This window comes from Actinoplanes subtropicus (assembly GCF_000721705.1).
Classification (GTDB): Bacteria; Actinomycetota; Actinomycetes; order Mycobacteriales; family Micromonosporaceae; genus Actinoplanes; species Actinoplanes subtropicus.
The window spans coordinates 1-21,154 of the sequence record NZ_JOJL01000003.1; the positions used below are offsets into that span (position 1 = coordinate 1).

18 protein-coding genes are annotated in these 21,154 nt (G+C 71.6%); 6 read left to right on the plus strand and 12 right to left on the minus strand.

Features of this window, described 5'->3' with window-relative positions; translation table 11 throughout:
* The coding region (locus IH26_RS0104670) for a cbb3-type cytochrome c oxidase subunit I (RefSeq protein ID WP_034213817.1) at positions 1-975 on the minus strand (975 nt) is incomplete at its 3' end.
* Positions 976-1,103: 128 nt separating this feature from the next.
* Positions 1,104-2,210, minus strand: coding sequence for an FAD-dependent monooxygenase (locus IH26_RS0104675; RefSeq protein WP_030434847.1), 1,107 nt, complete (start codon positions 2,208-2,210; stop codon positions 1,104-1,106).
* A 138-nt stretch (positions 2,211-2,348) separates the two neighbouring features.
* Here IH26_RS0104675 and IH26_RS0104680 point away from each other — a divergent pair, with 138 nt between their 5' ends.
* Positions 2,349-2,747, plus strand: a complete 399-nt coding sequence (locus IH26_RS0104680) for a VOC family protein (protein ID WP_030434848.1) — start codon at positions 2,349-2,351, stop codon at positions 2,745-2,747.
* A 3-nt stretch (positions 2,748-2,750) separates the two neighbouring features.
* On the opposite strand, the gene IH26_RS0104685 is transcribed toward IH26_RS0104680, so the two are convergent.
* Positions 2,751-3,419, minus strand: coding sequence for a helix-turn-helix domain-containing protein (locus tag IH26_RS0104685; protein ID WP_030434849.1), 669 nt, complete (start codon positions 3,417-3,419; stop codon positions 2,751-2,753).
* 39 nt (positions 3,420-3,458) lie between these two features.
* Between IH26_RS0104685 and IH26_RS0104690 the strand changes: the two genes are divergently transcribed.
* Entirely contained in the window at positions 3,459-4,517 is a 1,059-nt protein-coding gene (locus IH26_RS0104690; protein ID WP_030434850.1) for a DNA polymerase ligase N-terminal domain-containing protein, read from the plus strand.
* A gap of 147 nt (positions 4,518-4,664) precedes the next feature.
* Complete coding sequence (locus tag IH26_RS0104695; RefSeq protein ID WP_245664911.1) at positions 4,665-6,008, plus strand: MGH1-like glycoside hydrolase domain-containing protein; 1,344 nt, start codon at positions 4,665-4,667, stop codon at positions 6,006-6,008.
* On the opposite strand, the gene IH26_RS0104700 is transcribed toward IH26_RS0104695, so the two are convergent.
* From IH26_RS0104700 to IH26_RS0104715, 4 genes are all read right to left on the minus strand, one after another.
* Positions 6,005-7,090, minus strand: a complete 1,086-nt coding sequence (locus IH26_RS0104700) for an S-(hydroxymethyl)mycothiol dehydrogenase (protein WP_030434852.1) — start codon at positions 7,088-7,090, stop codon at positions 6,005-6,007. The genes IH26_RS0104695 and IH26_RS0104700 overlap by 4 nt on opposite strands.
* Positions 7,091-7,298: 208 nt before the next feature.
* Complete coding sequence (locus IH26_RS0104705) at positions 7,299-7,769, minus strand: MarR family winged helix-turn-helix transcriptional regulator (protein ID WP_030434853.1); 471 nt, start codon at positions 7,767-7,769, stop codon at positions 7,299-7,301.
* A gap of 239 nt (positions 7,770-8,008) precedes the next feature.
* Positions 8,009-8,398, minus strand: coding sequence for a cupin domain-containing protein (locus tag IH26_RS0104710; RefSeq protein WP_030434854.1), 390 nt, complete (start codon positions 8,396-8,398; stop codon positions 8,009-8,011).
* 98 nt (positions 8,399-8,496) lie between these two features.
* On the minus strand, positions 8,497-10,200 hold the full coding sequence (locus IH26_RS0104715; protein ID WP_030434855.1) for an EAL domain-containing protein: 1,704 nt from the start codon (positions 10,198-10,200) through the stop codon (positions 8,497-8,499).
* 356 nt (positions 10,201-10,556) lie between these two features.
* Here IH26_RS0104715 and IH26_RS0104720 point away from each other — a divergent pair, with 356 nt between their 5' ends.
* On the plus strand, positions 10,557-12,155 hold the full coding sequence (locus IH26_RS0104720) for a restriction endonuclease (protein ID WP_030434856.1): 1,599 nt from the start codon (positions 10,557-10,559) through the stop codon (positions 12,153-12,155).
* On the opposite strand, the gene IH26_RS0104725 is transcribed toward IH26_RS0104720, so the two are convergent.
* On the minus strand, positions 12,138-12,701 hold the full coding sequence (locus IH26_RS0104725; protein ID WP_030434857.1) for a GNAT family N-acetyltransferase: 564 nt from the start codon (positions 12,699-12,701) through the stop codon (positions 12,138-12,140). The two genes, IH26_RS0104720 and IH26_RS0104725, sit on opposite strands and share 18 nt — an antisense overlap.
* An 81-nt stretch (positions 12,702-12,782) precedes the next feature.
* Here IH26_RS0104725 and IH26_RS55505 point away from each other — a divergent pair, with 81 nt between their 5' ends.
* Positions 12,783-13,691 carry a DUF4190 domain-containing protein gene (locus IH26_RS55505; protein WP_051807536.1) on the plus strand — a complete coding sequence of 303 codons (909 nt, stop codon included), beginning with the start codon at positions 12,783-12,785 and terminating at the stop codon, positions 13,689-13,691.
* On the opposite strand, the gene IH26_RS0104735 is transcribed toward IH26_RS55505, so the two are convergent.
* Positions 13,669-18,618, minus strand: coding sequence for an arginase family protein (locus tag IH26_RS0104735; RefSeq protein WP_030434859.1), 4,950 nt, complete (start codon positions 18,616-18,618; stop codon positions 13,669-13,671). The two genes, IH26_RS55505 and IH26_RS0104735, sit on opposite strands and share 23 nt — an antisense overlap.
* Positions 18,619-18,719: 101 nt before the next feature.
* On the opposite strand from IH26_RS0104735, the gene IH26_RS0104740 reads away from it, so the two are divergent.
* Complete coding sequence (locus IH26_RS0104740) at positions 18,720-19,646, plus strand: hypothetical protein (RefSeq protein WP_030434860.1); 927 nt, start codon at positions 18,720-18,722, stop codon at positions 19,644-19,646.
* On the opposite strand, the gene IH26_RS0104745 is transcribed toward IH26_RS0104740, so the two are convergent.
* The 3 genes from IH26_RS0104745 to IH26_RS0104755 all read right to left on the minus strand — a co-directional run bounded on the left by IH26_RS0104745 (position 19,621) and on the right by IH26_RS0104755 (position 21,074).
* A complete protein-coding gene (locus tag IH26_RS0104745; RefSeq protein WP_051807538.1) occupies positions 19,621-19,872 on the minus strand; it encodes a helix-turn-helix transcriptional regulator in 252 nt (83 codons plus the stop codon). The two genes, IH26_RS0104740 and IH26_RS0104745, sit on opposite strands and share 26 nt — an antisense overlap.
* A 75-nt stretch (positions 19,873-19,947) precedes the next feature.
* Complete coding sequence (locus tag IH26_RS0104750; protein ID WP_157437057.1) at positions 19,948-20,721, minus strand: SDR family NAD(P)-dependent oxidoreductase; 774 nt, start codon at positions 20,719-20,721, stop codon at positions 19,948-19,950.
* Positions 20,718-21,074, minus strand: coding sequence for a DUF2795 domain-containing protein (locus IH26_RS0104755; protein WP_030434863.1), 357 nt, complete (start codon positions 21,072-21,074; stop codon positions 20,718-20,720). The genes IH26_RS0104750 and IH26_RS0104755 overlap by 4 nt, the downstream gene beginning before the upstream one ends.
* Positions 21,075-21,154: the final 80 nt, after the last annotated feature.

The window sequence follows — 21,154 nt, forward strand, 5'->3', positions numbered from 1 at the left end:
CATCTTCGGGAACCAGAAGTAGATGCCGGCGAACACCGCGAACACGATCGTGCCGAACAGCACGTAGTGGAAGTGCGCGATCACGAAGTACGAGTCGGACACGTGGAAGTCGATCGGCGGTGAGGCGAGCAGCACCCCGGACAGGCCACCGAAGAGGAACGTCACGAGGAAGCCGATCGCGAACATCATCGGCGTCTCGAAACTGATCTGGCCGCGCCACATCGTGCCGATCCACACGAAGAACTTCATGCCGGTCGGCACCGCGATCAGGAAGGACGCGGCGAGGGCGAACAGCGCGGCCGCCAGGAACGGGAAGACCATCACCACCAGCAGGCTGGTGACCAGGATGTTCCACGTCATGATCGGCATGCGGAACATGGTCATGCCGGGGGCGCGCAGGGTCAGGATCGTGGTGATCATGTTGACCCCACCGAGGATGGTGCCCAGACCGGAGAGCGCGAGACCGACCACCCACATGTTGCCGCCGACGCCCGGCGAATGCAGCGAGTCGCTCAGCGGCGCATACGCGAACCAGCCGAAGTCGGCCGCGCCGCCGGGGGTGATGAAGCCGGCCACGGCGATCGTGCCGCCGAACAGGTACAGCCAGTACGCAAAGGCGTTGAGCCGCGGGAACGACACATCCGGCGCGCCGATCTGGATCGGCACCACGAAGTTGGCGAAGGCGAACACGATCGGCGTCGCGAAGAACAGCAGCATGATCGTGCCGTGCATCGTGAACAGCTGGTTGTACTGCTCGGGCGAGAGGAACTGCATGCCCGGACGGGCCAGCTCGGCTCGCATGAGCAGCGCCATCAGGCCACCGAGCAGGAAGAACACGAAGGAGGTGATCATATACATGATCCCGATCTGCTTCGCGTCCGTCGTGCGCAGGATCCGGGCAAGTGCCGAACCCTTGACCTGCCGCCGGACCGGGTAGGGCCGGGTCACGATCGGCTTAGGCGCAACGGTCGTCACGAATAGCCTCCGTTGTCTCGTCTGTGCCGCTCAGTGCGCCTCGCTAGGGATAAGGCGTACCTCGCACGCAGAATAGTCCCCCACCCGCGTGAAGTCGGCGGGGGGCTCCCTGTGACCTGATCGACTTCTCAGGCGGGTGGCACGAGTGGACGGTACTGCTCCGAGAAGATCCGCAGGCCACGCCGGCGCAGCATCGGATCGCGCAGCGCCGGCGGCACGTCCCGGGTGCGATCACGCTCCCTGGTCCGGTCGCGGACCGCGCCGCAGCGGGGGCGGCGCCGCGTCTCGTACGCCCGCAGCGCGACCGGAACGTCCCCTCCGGACCGTTTCAGCTCCTCGCCGAGGACCACCGCGTCCTCGAACGACATCCCCGCGCCCTGGGCCAGGGTCGGGGCGGTGGCGTGCGCCGCGTCGCCGACCAGCAGCACCGGCCCGCGCGACCAGGACTCCAGGACCACCTCGTCGGTACGCGCCACCGACACCGTCTCGATCGCCTTGAGGATGGCCGGCACCGGGCCGCCGAACGACCCGAAGATGTTCCGCATGTGCGCCCGTGGATCGGCCGGGTTCGGCGCGTCCGGCGCGGTCTCGTCGGCGTAGCAGTAGAGCCGCCGCCCGCCCATCGGCATGGCCACGAACGAGGACCGCCGGCCGAGCAGCGCCGTCCAGTCGCTCAGCGGCGGCCCGCCCCGGACCACCGACCGGTAGACGATCTGCCCGGTGGGCACCGCCGCCCCGCCCAGCCCGGCCTTGGCCCGGATCGTGGACCGGCGGCCGTCCGCGCCGATGACCAGGTCGTACTCGGCGACGCTGCCGTCGCCGAACTCCACCTTGGCGGTGGCGTCGAAGATCTCCAGGTCGCGGACGGCGGTGTCGTACCGCACCTCGCCGCCGACCCCGGTGAGCAGCACCTGCTGCAGTTCGCCCCGGGACAGCGCGCGGGACTCGCCGACGCCGGCCCACAGCCCGGCCACGTCCATCTCGAACAGCGCGCGGCCGCGGGCATCCAGGAAGACCTGACGGAAGATGAGGTCGCCGAGCGGCCGCAGCGGCGCGTCGAGCCCGAGCAGGCGCAGGGCGCGCAGGGCGTTGCCCGGGAGGTAGATGCCGGCGCCGGGCATCATCGAGGCCGGAAGCTCCTCGACCACATCGGGCCGATAACCGGCGAGCCGCAGCGCCCGGGCGGTGGAGAGGCCGGCGATTCCGGCGCCCACCACGAGGATGCGCAAGGTCATCGCGGCGCTGCCTCCCAGCGGTCGGACACTCGTCGGAGCCAAGAGACTACCCCTAGCCACCGGGCCGGGAAACCCTCGATCATCCTCGCGTCCGATTTGTTCAAGACATCGGTGTAGTCCCGCCGTAGCGTCGGGCACATGGCAGCGATGATGAACGCAATCGGCCTCGCGGTGGCCGACATGGCAACCTCACTTTCCTTCTATCGCCGTCTCGGGCTGGATTTTCCGGCCGGGGCGGAGAGCGAGCCGCACGCCGAGGCCGAGCTGCCCGGCGGCGTCCGATTGATGATCGACACGCACGCGGAGATCGCCTCGTTCGATCCCGATCACCGCCCGGGTGGCGCGATCAAGGACGGGCCGAGCCTGGCCTTCCTCTGCGCCGACCCGGCCGAGGTGGACACTGTGCACGCCGATCTGGTCGCGGCCGGATACCCGAACGTCAAGGAACCCTGGGACGCCTTCTGGGGTCAGCGCTACGCGATCGTCCTCGACCCGGACGGCTACCGGATCGAGCTCTTCGCCCCGACGAAGAGCTGACGATCAAGAGCCGATCAGCACGCCGAGCGGGACGCCGGCCATGGCTCGCACCTCCCGGGCGAGGTGGGCCTGGTCGGCATAGCCCGCGTCGGCGGAAACCGACGCGAACGGCGAGCCGCGCCGGGCCAGCATGACCGCCCGTTGCATCCGAAATATCCGTTCCAGCACCTTGGGACCATAGCCGTAGGCGGCATTGCTGCGACGCTGCAGCTGCCGAGGGCTCAGGCCGCACCGAAAAGCGACCGCCGAAATCGGCTGCCCCGTGCGGGCGGCCGAGACAAGCGCCACCGAAACCGGGTCGGGATCGGACCACCGGTGCCGGGCGGCCGCAATCAGCGCGGCCAGCGGATCGGCCGCCTCGGAAAGCGGGCGCACGGCCGCGGCCGGCCACAGCGCGTCGAGCGGCACCTGCCGGTCGACGAGCTCGGACGCGGGCAGCCCGAGCACCCCCGGACCGGTGCCGGCGCCGAAGCGCAGCGCGAACAACCGGCTGCCGACCACCGGCCGGGTGATCTGGGCGGTCGTGTCCGGCCCGGCGACGAAGACGCGGCCGTCCTGCCAGATGATGTCGAGACAACCATCCGGCAGGATGCGTTTCTCCCGCTCCGCCGGCCCGGTCACGCTCCACCAGGCCACCACGTGCGGTAGCGACGACGCCCGTTCCGAGTACATAGGAAGACCCTGGCACACGGGTACGACAAGAATGGCCTCATGACCGACCGGTTGGGCGAATATCGGCGCAAGCGGGACAGCGCGAAGACCCCCGAGCCGATCCCGGCCGAGCATTCCAGCGAAACCGGGCAGAACCGCTTCGTCATCCAGCAACATCACGCCCGGGCCCTGCACTGGGACGTCCGGCTGGAGCGCGACGGCGTGCTGGTCAGCTTCGCCGTCCCGCGCGGCCTGCCCCGCGACCGCACCAAGAACCACCTGGCCAAGCACACCGAGGACCACCCGCTGGAGTACCTCACCTTCCACGGCGAGATCCCGGCCGGCGAGTACGGCGGCGGCCGGATGCGGATCTTCGACTCGGGCACCTACGAGACCCGGAAGTGGCGCGACGACGAGATCGAGGTCGTCTTCCACGGCGAGCGCACCGAGGGCCGCTACATCTTCTTCCAGACCGGGGGCGCCGACTGGATGGTGCGCCGGATGGACCCGCCCGAGCCGGGCTGGGAGCCGATGCCCGAGGACGTGCCGCCGATGCTCGCCGAAAAGGGCAGAAAACCCAAGGACGACGATCATTGGGCGTACGAGATGGGCTGGTCCGGACTCCGCGCCATCGCTTTCGTGGACGGGGGCCGCGTACGGCTGAAGGGAATGGGGGGTGAAGATCTGACCGCTTGGTTCCCGGAGATCCGGGCCCTCGGCCCGGCGCTCGCGCCGGTCGAGGCCGTGCTGGACGGCGAACTCGTCGCGTTCGACGGCGCCCGGCCCGACGCCAAGCTGCTGGAGCGGCGGATCGCGCCGAAGGACGCCCGGCGGGCGGCCGAGCGCACCCCCGTGCAGTACCTCGCCTACGACCTGCTGTGGCTGGAGGGGCACGCGACCACCGAACGGATCGGCTACGCCCAGCGCCGGGAGCTGCTGGACGGGCTGGCCATCGCCGGCGAGCACTGGCAGACGCCGCCCTACTTCCCCGGCGGCGCCGACTTCGCGATCGAGACCGCGCGGGCCCAGGGGCTGACCGAAGTGGTGGCCAAACGGCTCGACTCACCCTACCTTCCCGGCCGCCGCAGCCCGTTCTGGCGGGTCATTCCGGTCGGCTGAGCGGCCATCTAGAGTTCAGCCCCGGTTCACCGCGGCCGATGAGTCATGGGGGTGGCGCACCGGCAGTCCGTGCCCGCACCGCGACACACCGGTTCTCTTCAGCGGATGAACGCAGCGGAAAGGGCTCCCGATCAGATGCCGGACGACATGTCTGCCGAACTTTGGAACTCCGCCGTGCGGGTCCTCGAAACCAACTGGACCGGCGATCACATGGTCCCCTCCCGCAAGCTCTATCCCCACCAGTGGAGCTGGGACGCCGCCTTCATCGCCATCGGCCTGGTCTACGTGAACCCGACCCGGGCCTGGCGCGACCTGCGGAGCCTGTTCGAGGCGCAGTGGCCGGACGGCCGCGTGCCGCACATCGTCTTCGACCCGGCGACCGCCGAGGCCGACTACTTCCCCGGCCCGGGGTTCTGGGACGTTCCGGCGTACGGGGACCGCCCGGCCCGCGGCAGCACCGGCATCGTCCAGCCGCCGATGCACGCGATCGCGGCCTGGGAGGTCTACCGGCACGCGGCGGCGCACGGCGCGGCCTGCGGCCAGCAGGCCCGCACCGAACTGGAGTGGCTCTACCCGCGGCTGGTCGCCCAGCAGCGCTACCTGACCACCAGCCGCAACCTCGGCGGCGCCGGCCTGGCCAGCGTCGTGCACCCCTGGGAGTCGGGCCTGGACAACAGCCCGGCCTGGGACGAGGCGATGGCGAACGTGCCCGCCGACCTGGGCCTGCTCACCACCTACCGGCGGCGCGACCTGGCCGTCTCGGACGCCGCGCACCGCCCCACCGACGTCGACTACAGCCGGTACGTGGGCCTGGTGCTCACCTACCGGGCCGGCGGCTACTCGGACGACGGGCTGCTGGAGCGGCACGCGTTCGCCGTCGAGTGCCCGTCGTTCAACTCGATCCTGGCCTCGGCCGAGCTCGCCCTCGCCCAGATCGCCGGCGAGCTGGGCCTGGCAGCCGAGGCACGCGCGCATCGGGACCGGGCCCAGGCGATCACCACCGCGATCGTCCAGCGGCTGTGGAACCCGCAGACCCGCACCTTCCACGCGCTCGACGTCCACACCGGCAAGCTGAGCCCGGCACGCTGCGTCAGCGGCCTGATGCCGCTGATGCTTCCCGACCTCACCGCCGGCCACGTCGAGGCGATCATGGCCGAGGCGAGGTCGGACCGCTTCGGCATCGGCGAGCTGCCCGTCCCGAGCTACGACCGCACCGCGCCGGATTTCGACACCCAGCGCTACTGGCGCGGCCCGCTCTGGGTCAACGTGAACTGGCTGCTGCGCCGAGGCCTGCTCGTACACGGCTTCCGCGACGAGGCCGAGGACCTGCGCACGGCGATGGTCCGCCTGGTCCACCACAACGGGCACTTCGAGTATTTCCACCCGGTCACCGGGGAGGGCCTCGGCGCGCCGACCTTCAGCTGGACCGCGGCCCTCTCCCTCGACCTGCTCGCCGACCGCTCGGTGCCGGCCTACGCCCGGGCCGGCTAGAAGAGCACGACCGAGCGCAGGACGCCGCCGGTGTGCATCTTGGCGAACGCCTCTTCGACCTGGTCGAGCGCGATCTCCTCGGAGACGAACTTGTCCAGGTCGAGGCGGCCCTGCTGGTAGAGCGCGACCAGCATGGGGAAGTCGCGGCTCGGCAGGCAGTCGCCGTACCAGCTGGACTTGAGCGCTCCGCCGCGACCGAAGACATCGAGCAGCGGCAGCTCGATCGTCATCTCCGGCGTCGGCACCCCCACCAGCACCAGCGTCCCGGCGAGATCACGAGCGTAGAAGCCTTGCTTGTACGTTTCGGGCCGGCCGACCGCCTCGACCACGACGTCGGCGCCGTTCCCGCCGGTCAGCTCGCGGACCTTCTCGACGATGTCGACGTTGCGGGCGTTGACCGTGTGGGTGGCACCGAAGCCGCGCGCCCACTCCAGCTTCTGATCGTCCGTGTCGACCGCGATGATCGTGGTGGCGCCGGCGAGCGCCGCGCCGGCGATCGCCCCGTCACCCACGCCGCCGCAACCGATCACCGCGACCGAGTCGCCGCGGGTCACCCCGCCGGTGTTGATCGCCGCGCCGATGCCGGCCATCACGCCGCAGCCGAGCAGCCCGACCGCCGCCGCCCGGGCGGACGGGTCGACCTTCGTGCACTGGCCGGCCGCCACCAGCGTCTTCTCCACGAACGCGCCGATGCCCAGCGCCGGGGACAGCACCGTGCCGTCCTCGAGCGTCATCTTCTGCGTCGCGTTGTGCGTGGCGAAGCAATACCACGGCTTGCCGCGCAGGCAGGCCCGGCAGTTCCCGCACACCGCACGCCAGTTGAGCACCACGAAGTCGCCCGGCGCCACGTCCGTGACCCCGTCGCCGACCGCCTCGACCACGCCCGCGGCCTCGTGCCCGAGCAGGAACGGGAAGTCGTCGTTGATGCCGCCCTCGCGATAGTGCAGGTCGGTGTGGCACACCCCGCACGCCTGGATCTTGACGACCGCCTCGCCCGGCCCCGGGTCGGGGACGACGATCGTCGTCACCTCGACCGGCGCACCCTTCGCCCGGGCGATCACGCCCCGCACCAGCTGACTCATCCGCGCAGCACCTCCGTCAGTGGAATCACTGCAGCCCAGCCTATTAGGGCCTGTCCGGCTGATCACGCAGGGCTGCGGCGTGGCCCAGCCGGCGCCTGACGGCGTCCGCGAAACGGCCACATCCAACACCGGGATGCGACCGCTTCGCGGCCGACGCCAGCCACCACCTGGACCTCGCCTCGCTCCTCCGTGATCAGCCGGACAGGCCCTAGTCAGGGGGCCGCACCTCGACGGGACCTTCCAGAAGAGCGTCGGCGAGCTTGACCAATTGACGGACCTGGGCCGGGGAGAGCCGGTCGAAGACCAGTTGCTGGACGGCTTCGGCGTGACCGGGGGCGGAGCCGACGACCTTGGCGTACCCGGCGTCGGTGAGCACGGCGATCTGCACCCGGCCGTCGTCCGGGTCGCGCTGGCGCCGCACCCAGCCCTGCGCCTCGAGCCGGGCCACCACGTGCGACAGGCGGGACAGCGAGGCGGAGGCGTACTTGGCGAGCCGGCTCATCGACAGCCGGCGTTCCGGCTGCTCGGAGAGGGTGAACAGCACGATGTAGCCCATGTGGGTGAGCCCGGCGTCCCGCTGGAGTTGCGCCTCGAGGGCGGCGGGCACCTTGACCAGAACCTCGACGAATCGACGCCAGGCCTGCTGCTGTTCATCGGTCAGCCACCGGGGGTCGTCCATGGTGGAAGGTTAGTGGTTCGGTGACCGAAGTATCTCGGTGGGGCAACGAGAAGGCGACCAAACGGGCACGCCGATCGATGGGGTAGCGCGCCCCGGGTAGTGTGCCGCCGGGGGTAACACCCCTGCGCGGCGCCGGGATCGGCTGGCTGGGGGGCCTCGGCCGGTCCCGGCGACGTGTGGGGGCTCCGCCCGAGTCAGCCCCGCCCGAGTCAGCCCCGCCCGAGTCAGCCCCGCCCGGATCAGCTCTGCGGCGGCTCGTCCTTGCCGGCCTCCTCGAGCCGGTCCGCCTCCGCCTTGGTCTTGTGCACGGCGCCGTCCGCATGCTCCGGCGGACCGTAGACGGTGTAGAGGACCAGCGGGTTCGGGCCCGCGTTGACGAAGTTGTGCTTGTGCCCGGCCGGCACCGCGACCAGGTCGCCGTGGACGACGTTGCGCGTCTGGCCGGAGACGATGGCCTTGCCCACGCCGCTGACGAAGGTCAGGATCTGGTCCACCTCGTGGACCTCCTCGCCGATCTCGCCGCCCGGCGGGATCGTCATGACCACGAGCTGGGTGTGCTTACCGGTCCACAGGACGCGACGGAAATCGGGGTTCTGCTCCGCGACGGTGGCGATCGTGAAGTGTTCCATGCCAGGTTCTTACCCGTGCCGGGGGCTGGACAACCGTTCGGCCGCAGGCCCGGGTTCTCCGCGCCGTCGGTAGGACCAGGCGCCGGTTGCGGCACAGCTCAGGGGCCGGGCAACCGTCCGGGCAAAAGCGGGGCCGGGCGGCCGATCAGGTAGCCCTGGACGTAGTCGACGCCCAGCTCGCGCAGCAGCCGCAGGGTGGGCTCGTCCTGCACGAACTCGGCGACCGTGCGGATCCCGTACGCCTGGCAGACCTGCACCAGGGCCCGCACCAGGACCTGGTCCTGCGGATTGTCGACCAGCTCGACCACGTACTCCCCATCGATCTTGACCAGGTCGATCGGGAAGATCCGCAGGTAGCGGAACGAGGCGTAGCCCGAGCCGAAGTCGTCCAGGGCCAGCTCGCAGCCGAGGTCGCGGACCCGGTCGGCGAACCGGCGGGCCTCGCTCAGGTTGCCGATCAGCGCCGTCTCGGTGATCTCGAAGGTGAGCTGGCCGGGGTGCACGCCGTACTTCGCCAGGAGCCGTTCGACCTCGTCGGTGAGCCGCGGGTCGCCGACCGAGCGGCCGGACAGGTTGATCTGCAGGCACCGGCCGGGCTGCTCGGCGGCCAGTTGCATGGCCCGCTCGACCACCCACAGGTCGATGTCGTAGACCGCGTCGAGCCGCTCGGCGGTGTCCAGCACCTGGATCGGCGACTGCGGCCCGTTCGCCTCGTCGAGCACCCGCAGCAGCAGCTCGTGCCGGGTGACCTCGTTACTCTGCAGGTCGAGGATCGGCTGGGCGTACAGGGTGAACCGGTCGGTGCCGAGCGCGTCGGCGACCCGGGTCCGGTACGAGCCCTGCCGGTCGCGGGCCGGCACCGGATGCGCCACCGCGGTGACCGCCTTGCCGCCGTCGCGGGACTGCCGCCAGGCGTGCTCGGCGTCGATCAGCACCTCGTGGCTGCCGGCCTCGGCGTCCGGGGTGAACCGCACCAGCCCGCCCCACGCGCAGACCCGCAGCCAGGTGTCGGGCAGCACGAAGGTCTGCGACCGCAGCGCCTCGACCAGCAGCTGGGCCTCGCGCCGGGCCATCGGCCAGGAGGTGCCGGCCAGCAGCAGGCCGATCTCGCTGGGGCCGACCCGGCCGAGCAGGGCGCCCTCCTGCACCACGCCCTCGAGCACCCGGGCGGCCCGGTGCAGCAGGTCGGCCTGCAGCTCGGGGCGGATCGCCACGTCCTCGGACCGGGCCGGCTGCACCCGGATGATCAGGATGGCGCCGCCGCCGCGCCGCTGCGCCCGGTCGATCTCGTCGGCGAACCGGGCCCGGGTGAGCAGGCCGGTCGCCGGGTCCGGGTCGATCAGCGAGTCCTGGACCGTCTCGCTGCGGCGGGCCAGCCGGACCATCTCGCGGCGGGCGCTCTCCCGGGCCGAGACGTCGGTCACCGTGCCACGGATGCCGCGGACCGTGCCGTCCGGGCTCTTCACCGGCTCGAGCCGGCAGTCCACGTCGAACCAGCCGCCGTCCGAGCGCATCAGCCGCAAGGTGGTCCGCACCGGGATCCGGCCCGTCCACGTCCGGGTGATCGCGCCGAGCGCCTTCGCGTGGTCGTCGCGGTGCACGTACCGGGCGAGGACCTTGCGGCTCACCTCGTCCTGGGCGGGCGGGTGGCCGAGCATCGCCCGCAGCGGCGCCGACCAGACAATTTGGTCACCCGCCGCGGTGTAGGAGAACCAGGCAGCACTGCCCATGCGGTCCTCGGCGGGCGTGCGTGGCTCCGGGAGGGCAGCCGGAAGCGACCGCCGCTCATCCGGTGCAGCCATGCGGCGTCCACCTCCCCCTTACCCGCGCCCCCAGCCCCGACCTATTACCACCCGTCACGGGCACGAAGTAACAGATCCCGGCTGCGTCAATGTTTTGCCAGATCCTCCGCCAAACCCACTGGCAGCAGCTACTAGCCCGATCAGAGTAGGGATTCAACCGATCGGCTGACCACTGCGCTGCGTAATTCCGGTCCTAGATCACCCTTGAAACCATGACGGACAGTTACTGCATGTGCTGATGGTGGAACCTTCTGCGACTCCTACCCAGGTCGGCACCGACCATGCACGGCGGAACTAGATCCACATTCGCCGGATATGGTGGCGATTGGACCGACGCGGAGCGAGGACGACGAGGCATGGGCATCATCCGGGACATGCAGCGGGCACACGCCACGCAGGTGGCCGACGGCCAGCGGGCCAATACCGCCGCGGCACAGCAGCGCGACCTGATCCGGCGCAACGCCGATCTGGCGATCGCCGCCGCCCAGCAGGCGGCGACCGATGCGGAACGACAGCGCGAACGGCAGCGGCTGTACGCGGAGGCCCGCACCGCCGACGCGGCCGCCGCCAACGCCGAGGTGCGGGCCCGGCTCAGCGACCTGGACGCGCTGCTGCTCTCCACCCTGGACGTGGACGATCACATCGATCTCGACCAGTTCAAGAAGCCGCTGACCGTGCCGCCGTTCGACCCGGGGCCGCTCGCCCGCCCGCTGCCCGAGCCCAGCTGGGACAGCTACGTGCCGCCGCAGCCGCGCGGCATGGGCAAGCTGCTCGGCGCGCCGCTGCACCAGCAGCAGACGGCGAACGCCCGCCGGGTCTACGAGGAGGCGCACGCCCGCTGGGTGGCGGCGGAGGAGCGGCGGGAACGGCAACTGCGGGCGCGGAAGCGGTCGTACGACGAAAGCCGCCGCAAGTACGAGGCGAAGATGACCGCCTACAACGCCGAGGTCGACCGGTTCGCCGCCGCGGTGGCCGGCGCGGACCCGGCGTCGGTGGTCGAGTACTTCGCGATGGTGCTCGGCAACTCGGTCTATCCCGACGACTTCCCGCAGCACTTCCGCCTGGCGTACCTGCCGAAGCAGAAGCACCTGCTGATCGAGTACCACCTGCCGCCGATCGAGGTGATCCCGGTGGTCAAGGAGTACCGCTACGACCGGGTGCGGGACGACCTGACCGCGGTCCCCCGCGACGCCGGCGAGATCCGCCGGCGGTATGTGCAGATCATCGCCCAGGTCACGCTGCGGACCGTCCACGAGGTGATCGAGGCGGACCGCGGCGGCCTGGTCCGGCAGGTGTCGTTCAACGGCATCGTGGACACCATCGACCGCCGGACCGGCCGGTTCGTCCGCCCCTGCCTGGTCTCGGTGAAGACCGACCGGGAGACGTTCGCCGCGATCAAGCTGCGCCGGGTCGACCCGGTGGCCTGCCTCAAGCACCTGCACGGCACGCTCTCGGTCGAGCCGGACCAACTGGCCGCGGTCACTCCGAAGATCGACTTCGACCGGGACGCCGACCGGGACTTCACCGAGGAGTTCAACGTGCTCGCCGAGATCGACGAGCGCCCCAACCTGGTCACCCTGACCGACGCGGCCTGGGAACGGCAGTTGGCCGAGTTGTTCGGCGTGATGGGCCTGGAGATCGGGCCGGCCGACCGGGGCGCCGGCGGCTCCCGCTGGGTGGCCACCGACCCGCGCCCGATCTTCGGCGGCCCGGTGGTGATCCACGCGCTGCGCGGCGCCCCGGCCGGCGCGGCGGCGGTGCACGCCCTGGCCGGCGCGGTGACCGCGGCCGGCGCGACCAAGGGCATCCTGGTGTCGCTGGGCGGCATCGAGCCGGAGGCGTACGACGCGCTGGCCGGCCGCCCGCTCGAGCTGATCGACGGCCCGGCCCTGGTCACGCTGCTGGCCCACCACCTCCGGGTGAAGGCCCGGATAGAACTAGCCCGCGAGCCGTAACGCGTAGAAGAGCTTGTCGAAACGCTGGTCGCCGACCGCGACGAAGCGCTCCAACCGGCCGTACTGCCGGAAGCCGAGCGACTCGTAGAGGGCCGCCGCCCGCGTGTTGTCGGCGCGCTGGTCGAGGGTCAGCACCTCGACCCCGGCCTCGCGGGCCGCGGCGATCAGCTCGGTCATGATCAGGCGGCCCAGGCCACGGCCCTGGAAGCGCGGGTCGACGGCGAGCTTCTCCACGTCGGCGTGCGGGCGGTGGGTGGGCCGGTCGTACCGCCGCCAGTAGCCGAGCCCGGCCAGCCCGCCGTCCTCGCCGGCCACCACGAGCACCGCGTCCCGGTCGGCGGCCACCGCGGTGAGCAGGCGGCGCACCTCGTCCGGGGCGGGCGGGTCGACCCAGCCCAGCGCCGCGCCGCCGGCCACCAGGCCACCCAGCAGCGCTGCGGCGTCGGCGATCTCCCGCTCGGAGAGGTCGGAGAGCTCGGAGAGGTCGGAGAGGTCGGAGAGGTCGGAGAGCTCGGAGAGCTCGGAACGCACCCGGCGAAGCCGCATGGCGGTCAAGTATTGCCCGAGGATGCCAAGTTGAGATCGACCGGTACGACCCAAAGCCCGGCCGGCGTGTAGCGTCCCCGCGTGACCGATCAGTACCCGCCGCCCCCCGCGTCGGTTCCGCCGCCCGACCCGACGAGCAATCCGGTGCCGCCCCCGCTGCCGTCCTTCCCGCAGCTGCCGTCCTTCCCGCAGCCGCCGGCCTACCCGCAGCCGCCGGCCGACCCGTACGCACCGCCGGTGAATCCGCCGCAGGCGTACCCGCAGCAGGCCTACCCGCCGCCGCCCGGCTTCCCGCCCCCACCGGGCTACCCGCCGCCGCCACCGTACGGCTACCCGGGCCAGCCGCCCGTCGACCCGGGTGTCAACGGCTTCGCGATCGCGTCGCTGGCCTGCGGTTTCTTCGGCATCTTCGGGGGCGTGCTGTCGATCGTCTTCGGCATCATCGCGCTGAACCAGATCAAGCAGCGCGGGCAGCGCGGCCGCGGCCTCGCGATCGCCGGCCTGTGCCTCTCCGGGGTCTGGGTGTTGGTGATCGTCGCGATCTTCGCTTTTGCCGCCGCCAACGGCACCAGCTCGGCCAGTCACACCCCGAGCGACACCATCGTGCCGACCGTCGCGCAGTCGACGCCGGCCGACGACCCGACCGCGACCCCGACCGACGAGGCGACCCCCGCCGACAAGTTCGTGCCCGGCAAGTGCCTGAACGACCTCAACGGCGCCCGCACGCCGGTTTCCTGCTCGACCCCGCACGACGGTGAGGTCTACGCGGTCTTCGACCTGAGGAGCCGGAACTGGCCGGGCGAGAACGCGATCAAGCAGGAGGCCTTGGCCGGCTGCGACTCCCGGCTCGGCTCGTACGCGAAGAACCCCGGCAAGCTGACCTACTACTACCTGTACCCGGACGAGAGCTTCTGGCCGGACGACCGCAGCGTCATCTGCATCGCCGCCGACCCGCACGACAAAAAGATCACCGGCTCGGTTCGTCGCTGAACAGGGCCGGCACCAGTCGGGCCAGGACCGCTCGATCCTCCGGGCGGTCCGGTTCGTACTCGGTGATCCCGACGCCCGCGATCGGGAACCGGGCGGTCAGCTCCCGCACCGCCGCGATCAACTGGTCGGGTGTGACGCCCTCCGGCTCGGGCGTGCCGACCGCCGCGAAGATCGAGGGGTCGAGCACGTCCAGGTCGATGTGGAGATAGACGGCCTTGGCGTCGAGCCCGGCGACGACCGAGGCCAGCGTGCCGAGCCCGGCCGGCTCGACGTGCGCGAGGCCGGCCTCCTCGACGTACTCCTTCTCGGCCGGATCGAGTGCCCGGACGCCGGCGAGCACCACCTGCTCCGGCCGCAGCGTACGCAATGGTGAAATTTCGGGAAAATCGGAACCTAGGAGCGTCCGCAAGACCATCCCGTGGAACGCCCCGGACGGCGACGACTCGACGGTATTGAGATCGCCATGGGCGTCGAACCACACCACGACGAGCCCGTCCCCATGCGTGGCCAGCGCCGCCTCGACCGGCGCCACCTCCACGCCGCAGTCCCCACCGACGACCACATCGGGTCGCTCACCGAGGGCGGCCCGCGTCATGGCCAGATTTTCCGACAAAGACGATTTATCCGAAATAGGCACGCGGATGCGCTTGTCCGCTGGGACAAAAGCCGCAAGCTCCGCCGCCCCCGCCACGAGCCGGCGGGACGTCGCCGAGCCCGATCCTTGCCACTGCCCGATCTCGACAACCGTCCGCCGCGGCGTCGGCCTGATCGCCAACTCCTCGATGCGCTGCCACACCGGCCACATCGCGACCTCGGGCTCGCGCGCGAAGATGCTCCCCCGGATCCGCACGAAGACGCAGTTGCCGACCCGCTCGAGCACGGCCTGCCGGCGCATGTCGCTCTCCCACTGCTCCGGCCCGTGGTAGGTGTCTCCGTCGCACTCGATCGCGAGCCGCCGCCCGTCCGGCGCGTTCAGCACGAAATCGATCCGATACGCCCCGATCCGGAACTGCGGGATCGGCCGGTACCCGCGCGCCACCAGCCGCTTGAACACGTCCCGCTCGAAGTCGCTCTCGCAAAGCCCCAGGTCGGCCTCCCGAACTTCAAGATCAAAAGCATTGTCCGCGTACGTGAGGAGCAGTGCCCTCGCGTCATCGGCCAGGAGCGACCCCGCGCGTACCGAATGGAAGATCCACAGTTGGTCGCGAGCCCGGGACGCGGCCACGTTGATCCGCCGGTGGTACTCGCGCTTGGTGAAGGCCGCGACCCGCGGATCGTTGTCCGACACGACCATGGACACCAGCACGACGTCCCGCTCGTCGCCCTGGAACGTGTACGCGTCGCCGACCCGCAGCCGCCGCGCCTGAATCTCGTCCTCGCCGATCTCGTCGCGCAGCAGTTGCAGCAGATAACCGGCCTGCCCACTCGTGCTGAGCAGCGAGATCACGCCGAGCGTCTTACCGCCATATTCCGGATTTTTCACGATCGCCGCGACCTGGGCCACCAGCGCGAACGCCTCGGCCGTGTTCACGTCGCCGAACCCGGAGAGCGGCTGCCGCACGCCGTCCGGCAGGAAGACCGTGCGGATCGGCGCGAGCGACGGCCGGTCCGCCCGCAGCGGCATGATCTTGCCGTCGTAGTAGTGCCGCGAGGAGAACTCGATGATCTGCGGCACGCACCGGAAGTGCTCGCGCAGCAGGATCCGCTCCGGCGACCGGCGCACCGCGTGGTCGTAGAGCGACGACTCCGGGTCGAAGTGCTCGGCCGACGGCACGTCCCCGAGATGGCTGTGGATCAGCCCGGCGACCGACCCCACGAACCCCAGCTGCGGCCCGATCTGCTGATCGTCGCCGACCACCACGGCCCGCTCGGCCAGCGACAGCACCGGCAGCGAGAACAGATCCGCCTGGGACGCCTCGTCCACGATCACCACGTCGAAGTGGGCGCCGCCGGCGAACTGCTCGATCGCCCGGTCCACCGACATGACCCAGACCGGCACCGCCTCGACCGCCGACTCCATGTGCCGCTGGGCGTGCGCCTGCCAGGCCGCGGCGGTCCGGCCGGTGCCCTTGCCGATCTTCCGGAGCGCGGTGGTCCAATCGGCCAGCGCGGCCTTGCGCCGGTCGTCGAGACTGCGGGCCACCTCGAGCCACGCGCTGGCCACGACGAGATCCGCGGTCCGCCGCCGGATCTTGTCGCGGGCGTTCTCCACCCGCTTGGCCAGGATCGCCGGGTCGACGCTGCCGATCACCTCGTCGAACCAGGTCTGCGCGCTCCGCCAGGCCCACGCGTCCAGGCACGCCCGGCCGGAGACGGCGGGCACCTGGCCGACCTCGATCATCGCAGCCCACTCCGGCGCTTCCTCCGCCAGGCGATTGCGCAGCTCGATGTATTGCTCGACCTCGGCACGCAGCGCCTGCAGGCGACGGACCTCGGCCACCGCGTCGTCCCAGCCCGCCAGCGTCGACCACGCCTCGGCCAGCCGCGGCCAGGGCGCGAGCCGCTCCGCGATGGCCCTGTCCTGCTCGACCAGCGCGTCCCATTCGCCGACCGCCGGGGCCTCGTCGATCAACGTCTCGACCGCGGCCAGCGAGGCGGGATCAAGATCAAGGTCATGTTGCGGTACGAGCACGGCCAGGCGCTCGGCGAGGGCCGGCCAATGGCGTACGTCCCAATCGAGAGACTGACCCGCGTCGGACAGCAACGTGCCCGCCCAGATCTCCGGGTCACCCGATGGCGTTTCTATCCCCAGGCGGTCGATCCACTCCGACCAGTGCCCGCCGAGCCGGTTGCGAGCCTGCGCGCGGCGCACCCAGGCCGTGACGAGATCCACGTCCTCGGCCGTGCGCAGCGGCTCGCCGTCCACCCGCACCTCGTCGGCCAGCTTGAACAGCCCCGCCTGCAGCAGCCGGCTCAGCCCGCGGCCCGAGACGAACCGCTGGTGCACCTCGGCGAGCTGGGCGAGCAGGCGTTTCGGTTCCCGCGCGTACGCGTCGGGCACGGTCACCCGATGACCGGCCAGCTCGCGGGTCAGCGCGGCCAGCTCGGCGAGCAGCGCCTCGGTCGCCGTCACGTGGTCGCCCCAGACCGAGCGCCAGTGCGGATCGTTGAGCAGCCGGCCCAGCCGGTCGGTCCACGCGCCCTCGCGGCGGCGCAGCCAGGACAGCGCGTCGCGCAGGTCTTTCCGCACCGCGGGCAGGTCGGCCGCGCGTACGGCCGCGAGATCTAGTCCTTGGGTCGCGGCGCGCGACACCCGCTCGCCGAGCGACGCCCGCTCGGCCCGGGTTTCCGCCGCCTCGGCGGCCTCCGGCAGATCGCCGGTCTCCGGCAGCCGGCGCAGCGCCGCGGCCCGGTCCTCCGGGGTCAGCCGGTGCGACAGCGCCAGCAGCGCGCCGAACTCGTCGGCGGTCAGCGGCGGCGCGGCCGACACCGGATCCGGGATGCCGCTCTGCGCCGAGGCGCGTTCCCGCAGCCAGGCGCCCACCTCGACGGGTGTCTGCGGAACGCCGTCGATCGGGTAGGTGACCGCTTCGTTCTCGGCGATCGCGCGCAGCCCGGCCAGCGCGCTGGCCAGCTCGCGCTCGGCCTCCTCGAGCAGCCCGGTGAGCCGCTCCACCCGCCGCGCCTCGGCCGGCTGGTCGAGAGTGGCCGCACGGTCGGCCAGCTCGCGCGCGGCCAGCTGGAGCTGCACCAGCTGATCGGTGGTGCGGCCGAGCACCGCCAGGCAGAGCGACCGGATGCCCTCGGGCAGGCCGTCCCGCAGCACCCGCAACGGATCTTCCTTCTGCGCGACGACCAGCACCCGCTTGCCGTTCGCCATCAGGTGACAGATCAGGTTGCGGATGGTGTGCGTCTTGCCGGTGCCCGGCGGCCCCTGCACGGCGACGTTGCGGTGCTGGGCGAGGCGGCGGGCGATCGACTCCTGCGCCTCGTTGGTCGGCAGCGGCATGAGCAGCCGCTCGCCCACCCGCTGCCAGGCCTCCGGCTGGTCGTCGGGCATCCGCAGGCGGGACGGCTCGTGCGCGACGATCGCGGCGAGCGCGCCGATGCTCGTGGTGTCGCCGGCCAGCAGGCGGTCGCGCAGGCTCTCCAGGAAGCCGCGGAGCAGGCGCTGCTTGGGCCGGGCGAAGAGGACGCCGACATCCTCGATATGCGGCCGGGTGGTCTCGGCCATCCCGTCGGTGACGACCTTGTCGTAGCCGAGCCGGGCCAGCGCCCGCTCGAACAGCTCCCGCCGGTCGAGGTCGTTCCAGAGGTCGACCTCGAGCGTGCCGGCCGGGCCGGCCAGGGCCAGCAGCTGGCCCAGGTAGCGGTCGTCGAGGCCGGTCAGCGCGTCGGTCTGCAGCCGCGACGGGCCGGCCGGCGAGACGGTGACCAGGGAACTGTCCGGTTCGTACTCGATCAGCACCGGGGTCGCGACCAGCGGGTAGCGGACCCGCTCGCCGTTGATCGTGGTGTTCAGGACGCCGTGGCCCCAGACCAGCTCGGTGGTGGCGGCCGTCATGTCCAGCTGGTGCATCAGGTCGAACAGCTGGCGGTGCAGCACGCGGGTCTTCTCCGCCTCGCCGGTCGCGTGCGCCCACGGCCGCCAGACCTGATCGCGCCAGGTCTCGAAGTCGTCCTGCTCGCCCTCCTCCGCCTGCGGCTCGTCGGCCGCGGAGACGTCGCCCCGCAAGCGCCGGCGCAACGCCGCGGGCACCTCGACCGGCGGCGGCAGATCGGGCAGCCCGACCCGCAGCCACGAGGTACCGTCCGCGGCCGGGCCGGTCTGGCAGGCCGGATGGCCGGGCAGCCGGTCGAGCCGGTGCGCGTCGGCCGGGACGGTGCGGGCCGGGCGCTCCATCTGGGCGCGGACGGCGAGCAGATAGTCGGCGACCGCGACGGCCCGATCCCGGATCGTCGTGGGCGATTCCCCCTGCTCGGACATCTTCCCGATTCTAGAGCGGGCTGTCGCGCGCCGCCGTGGGCGCGGCACGCGCGCCGACCCGGTAAGGTGTCGTCGCCGATCTTGAGTGAGAGCGTGACCACGTGAGCGAGAACCCGCCCCCCAACCCGGACGACGCGTTCACGCCGCCGCCGTACGGGCAGCCCGCCTATGGGCCTTCGCCCTACGGCCCGCCGGTAGGCCCGCCGCCCGCCTACGCCCTTCCGTCGCAGTACTACGCCGGCCCCGAGGACCCGCTGGTCAGCAGGGACATCGCCGGCTGGTGGAACCGCAGCCTCAGCCTGCTCAAGACGGCCTGGCTGCCGCTGCTGCTGGTCTACCTGATCTCGGTGCCCGCGCTGGAGATCCTCATCGCGTGGGCGCAGGCCGGGGCGTCGAACGACATCGGGCCGGACGCGCAGGAGATCGCCCCGAGCGACCTGCTCCACGTGCTCCTGCGGTTGGGCGTGGCGCTGCTGGTGGGCGGCCTGCTGAGCACGATGGTCAGCCTGACCGCGCAGGGCATCCTGGTCCAGGCGGCGACCGGCCGCCGGATCTCGATCGGCGCCGCCCTGCGCGACGGGCTCCGCCGCACCCCGGCCCTGATCGGCTGGGGCATCCCGGTCGGCCTGATGGTCGTCGCGGGCGTCTTCTTCTGCATCCTGCCCGGCCTCTACCTGGGGGCGGCCTTCACGGTGCTGCCGGCCGTCGTCCTGCTCGAGCGCGGCAACGCCATCTCCCGCTCGTTCCAGTTGCTGCACGCCGACATCGGCGCCGCACTGGGCCGGATCGTCATCTACTACGGCGTGAGCCTCCTCTTCGCCATCACCCAGGGCATCGTCACCGGCGGCGTGGGCGCCATCGGAACGCCGGTGGTGGCCACGGTGACCTCGACCGTGCTCGCGACCGTCTTCACGCTGGCCGGTTCGATCGTCGTGGCGCCGATGGTGCTCACCGCCTACGCCGACATGCGGGCCCGGCGCGAGCCGTTCTCCACCGCCTATCTCAGCCCGGCTCCGCCGGCCGAGTGACGCCTCCGGCGCCGGCCCCGACCAGGTCGGCCTCGCCGCTCGGCGCTCGATAGTCGGCTATCCACTGCTCGATGTCGTCGACCGCCCAGACCTTGCCCTGAGCCAGGATGGCGACCGGCTCGGGAAAATCCGGGCGGGCCGCCAACTGGTAGACCCGCTGGCGACTGACCCCGAGCAGTTCCCGGACCTCGTGAGCGCCGGCCAGGCGCATCGGCTTGCCGTCCATGCACACGACTATAGTCCTACGACTACTGGTGCAAGCCCGTCCGACATGCCATTTCGCGACTTTTCCGGTTCCCGGTCACGCCTCTTCCGGGTCGCGTCCCACGGCCGATCGCCCGCCGTCGATCGGGATGACGGCGCCGGTCACGAAGGCGGCCGATGCGGACAGCAGGAACGCCACCACGTCGGCCACCTCGGCCGGGCGGCCCAGCCGGCCCAGAGGCTGCAACCGGCGGATCTCCTGCGCGAAGCCGGCCCTCGCGTCGTCGGCCAGCGACGCGAGGTAGGCGTCCGACCGGTCGGTGGCGATCGAACCCAGGGCGACGGCATTCACTCGTACGCCCGAAGGTCCGTAATCCACGGCAAGCGCGCGAGTCACGCCCTCGATCGCCGCCTTCGCCGTCGCGTAGGCGAAGGCGCCCCGGACCGCCCGCTGGGCCTGATGCGACGAGACGTTGACGATCGCGCCCGCCGCGCCCTCGCTCAGGAAATGCCGGACGGCCGCGGCGCAGCCGACCACGACCGGGTCGAGGTTGCGGCCGATCAGCCCGAGCACCTCCCGGGCCGGCGTCTCGTGCAGCCAGGCGTCCCGGAAGATCGCCGCGTTGTTGACCCACCCCCGCAGCGGCGCGACGGCTGCCGCCCGGCCGGCCGCCCGGCTCGCGACCTGGTCGTCCGCGGCGTCGCCGACGACGGGCAGCAGCCGGTCGGCGGCCGGGTGCCCGTCGAGCCAGGCCAGCGCGCCGGGGTCGTGCTCGACGACCGCGACCACGTCGTCCTGCCCGGCGAGCCGCTCGACGATCGCCCGGCCGATCCCGCGACCGCCACCGGTCACCACATACGACACCGTCACCGGCGGCCCAAGGCCGTCCAGGCCTCGGCGAGATTGTCGAAGACCGTTCCGGCCGGCAACCGGTCGAGGTCGTCGAGCACGTCATCCGGCGCGTGCAGGGCCTCGGCGCTGCGCTTGAGCGCCTCCCGGTCCCCGGGCAGCGCCGACCGCCCGATATACCGCCCGAAACGGCTGAACTGCTCGGACTCGTCGACGTCCAGGAACTCGGTGGTATCCGGCTGGTCCTCGCCGGACGGCTCGGCCAGGTGCCACTCCTCGGCGCGCCCGCCCGGGTTGCCGCGTACCTCGCCCCGGACCTCGTCGCTCATCTCGTCGTCGATGCGGGCGCCGTGCTTGCTGCTTCCTCGATCCATGGCTCCTGGCTTTCCCCACACCCACCACACAAAACAGCCGCACGCAGTGGCGGGCTGCGTGCGGCCAGGGAAAGCGCGAG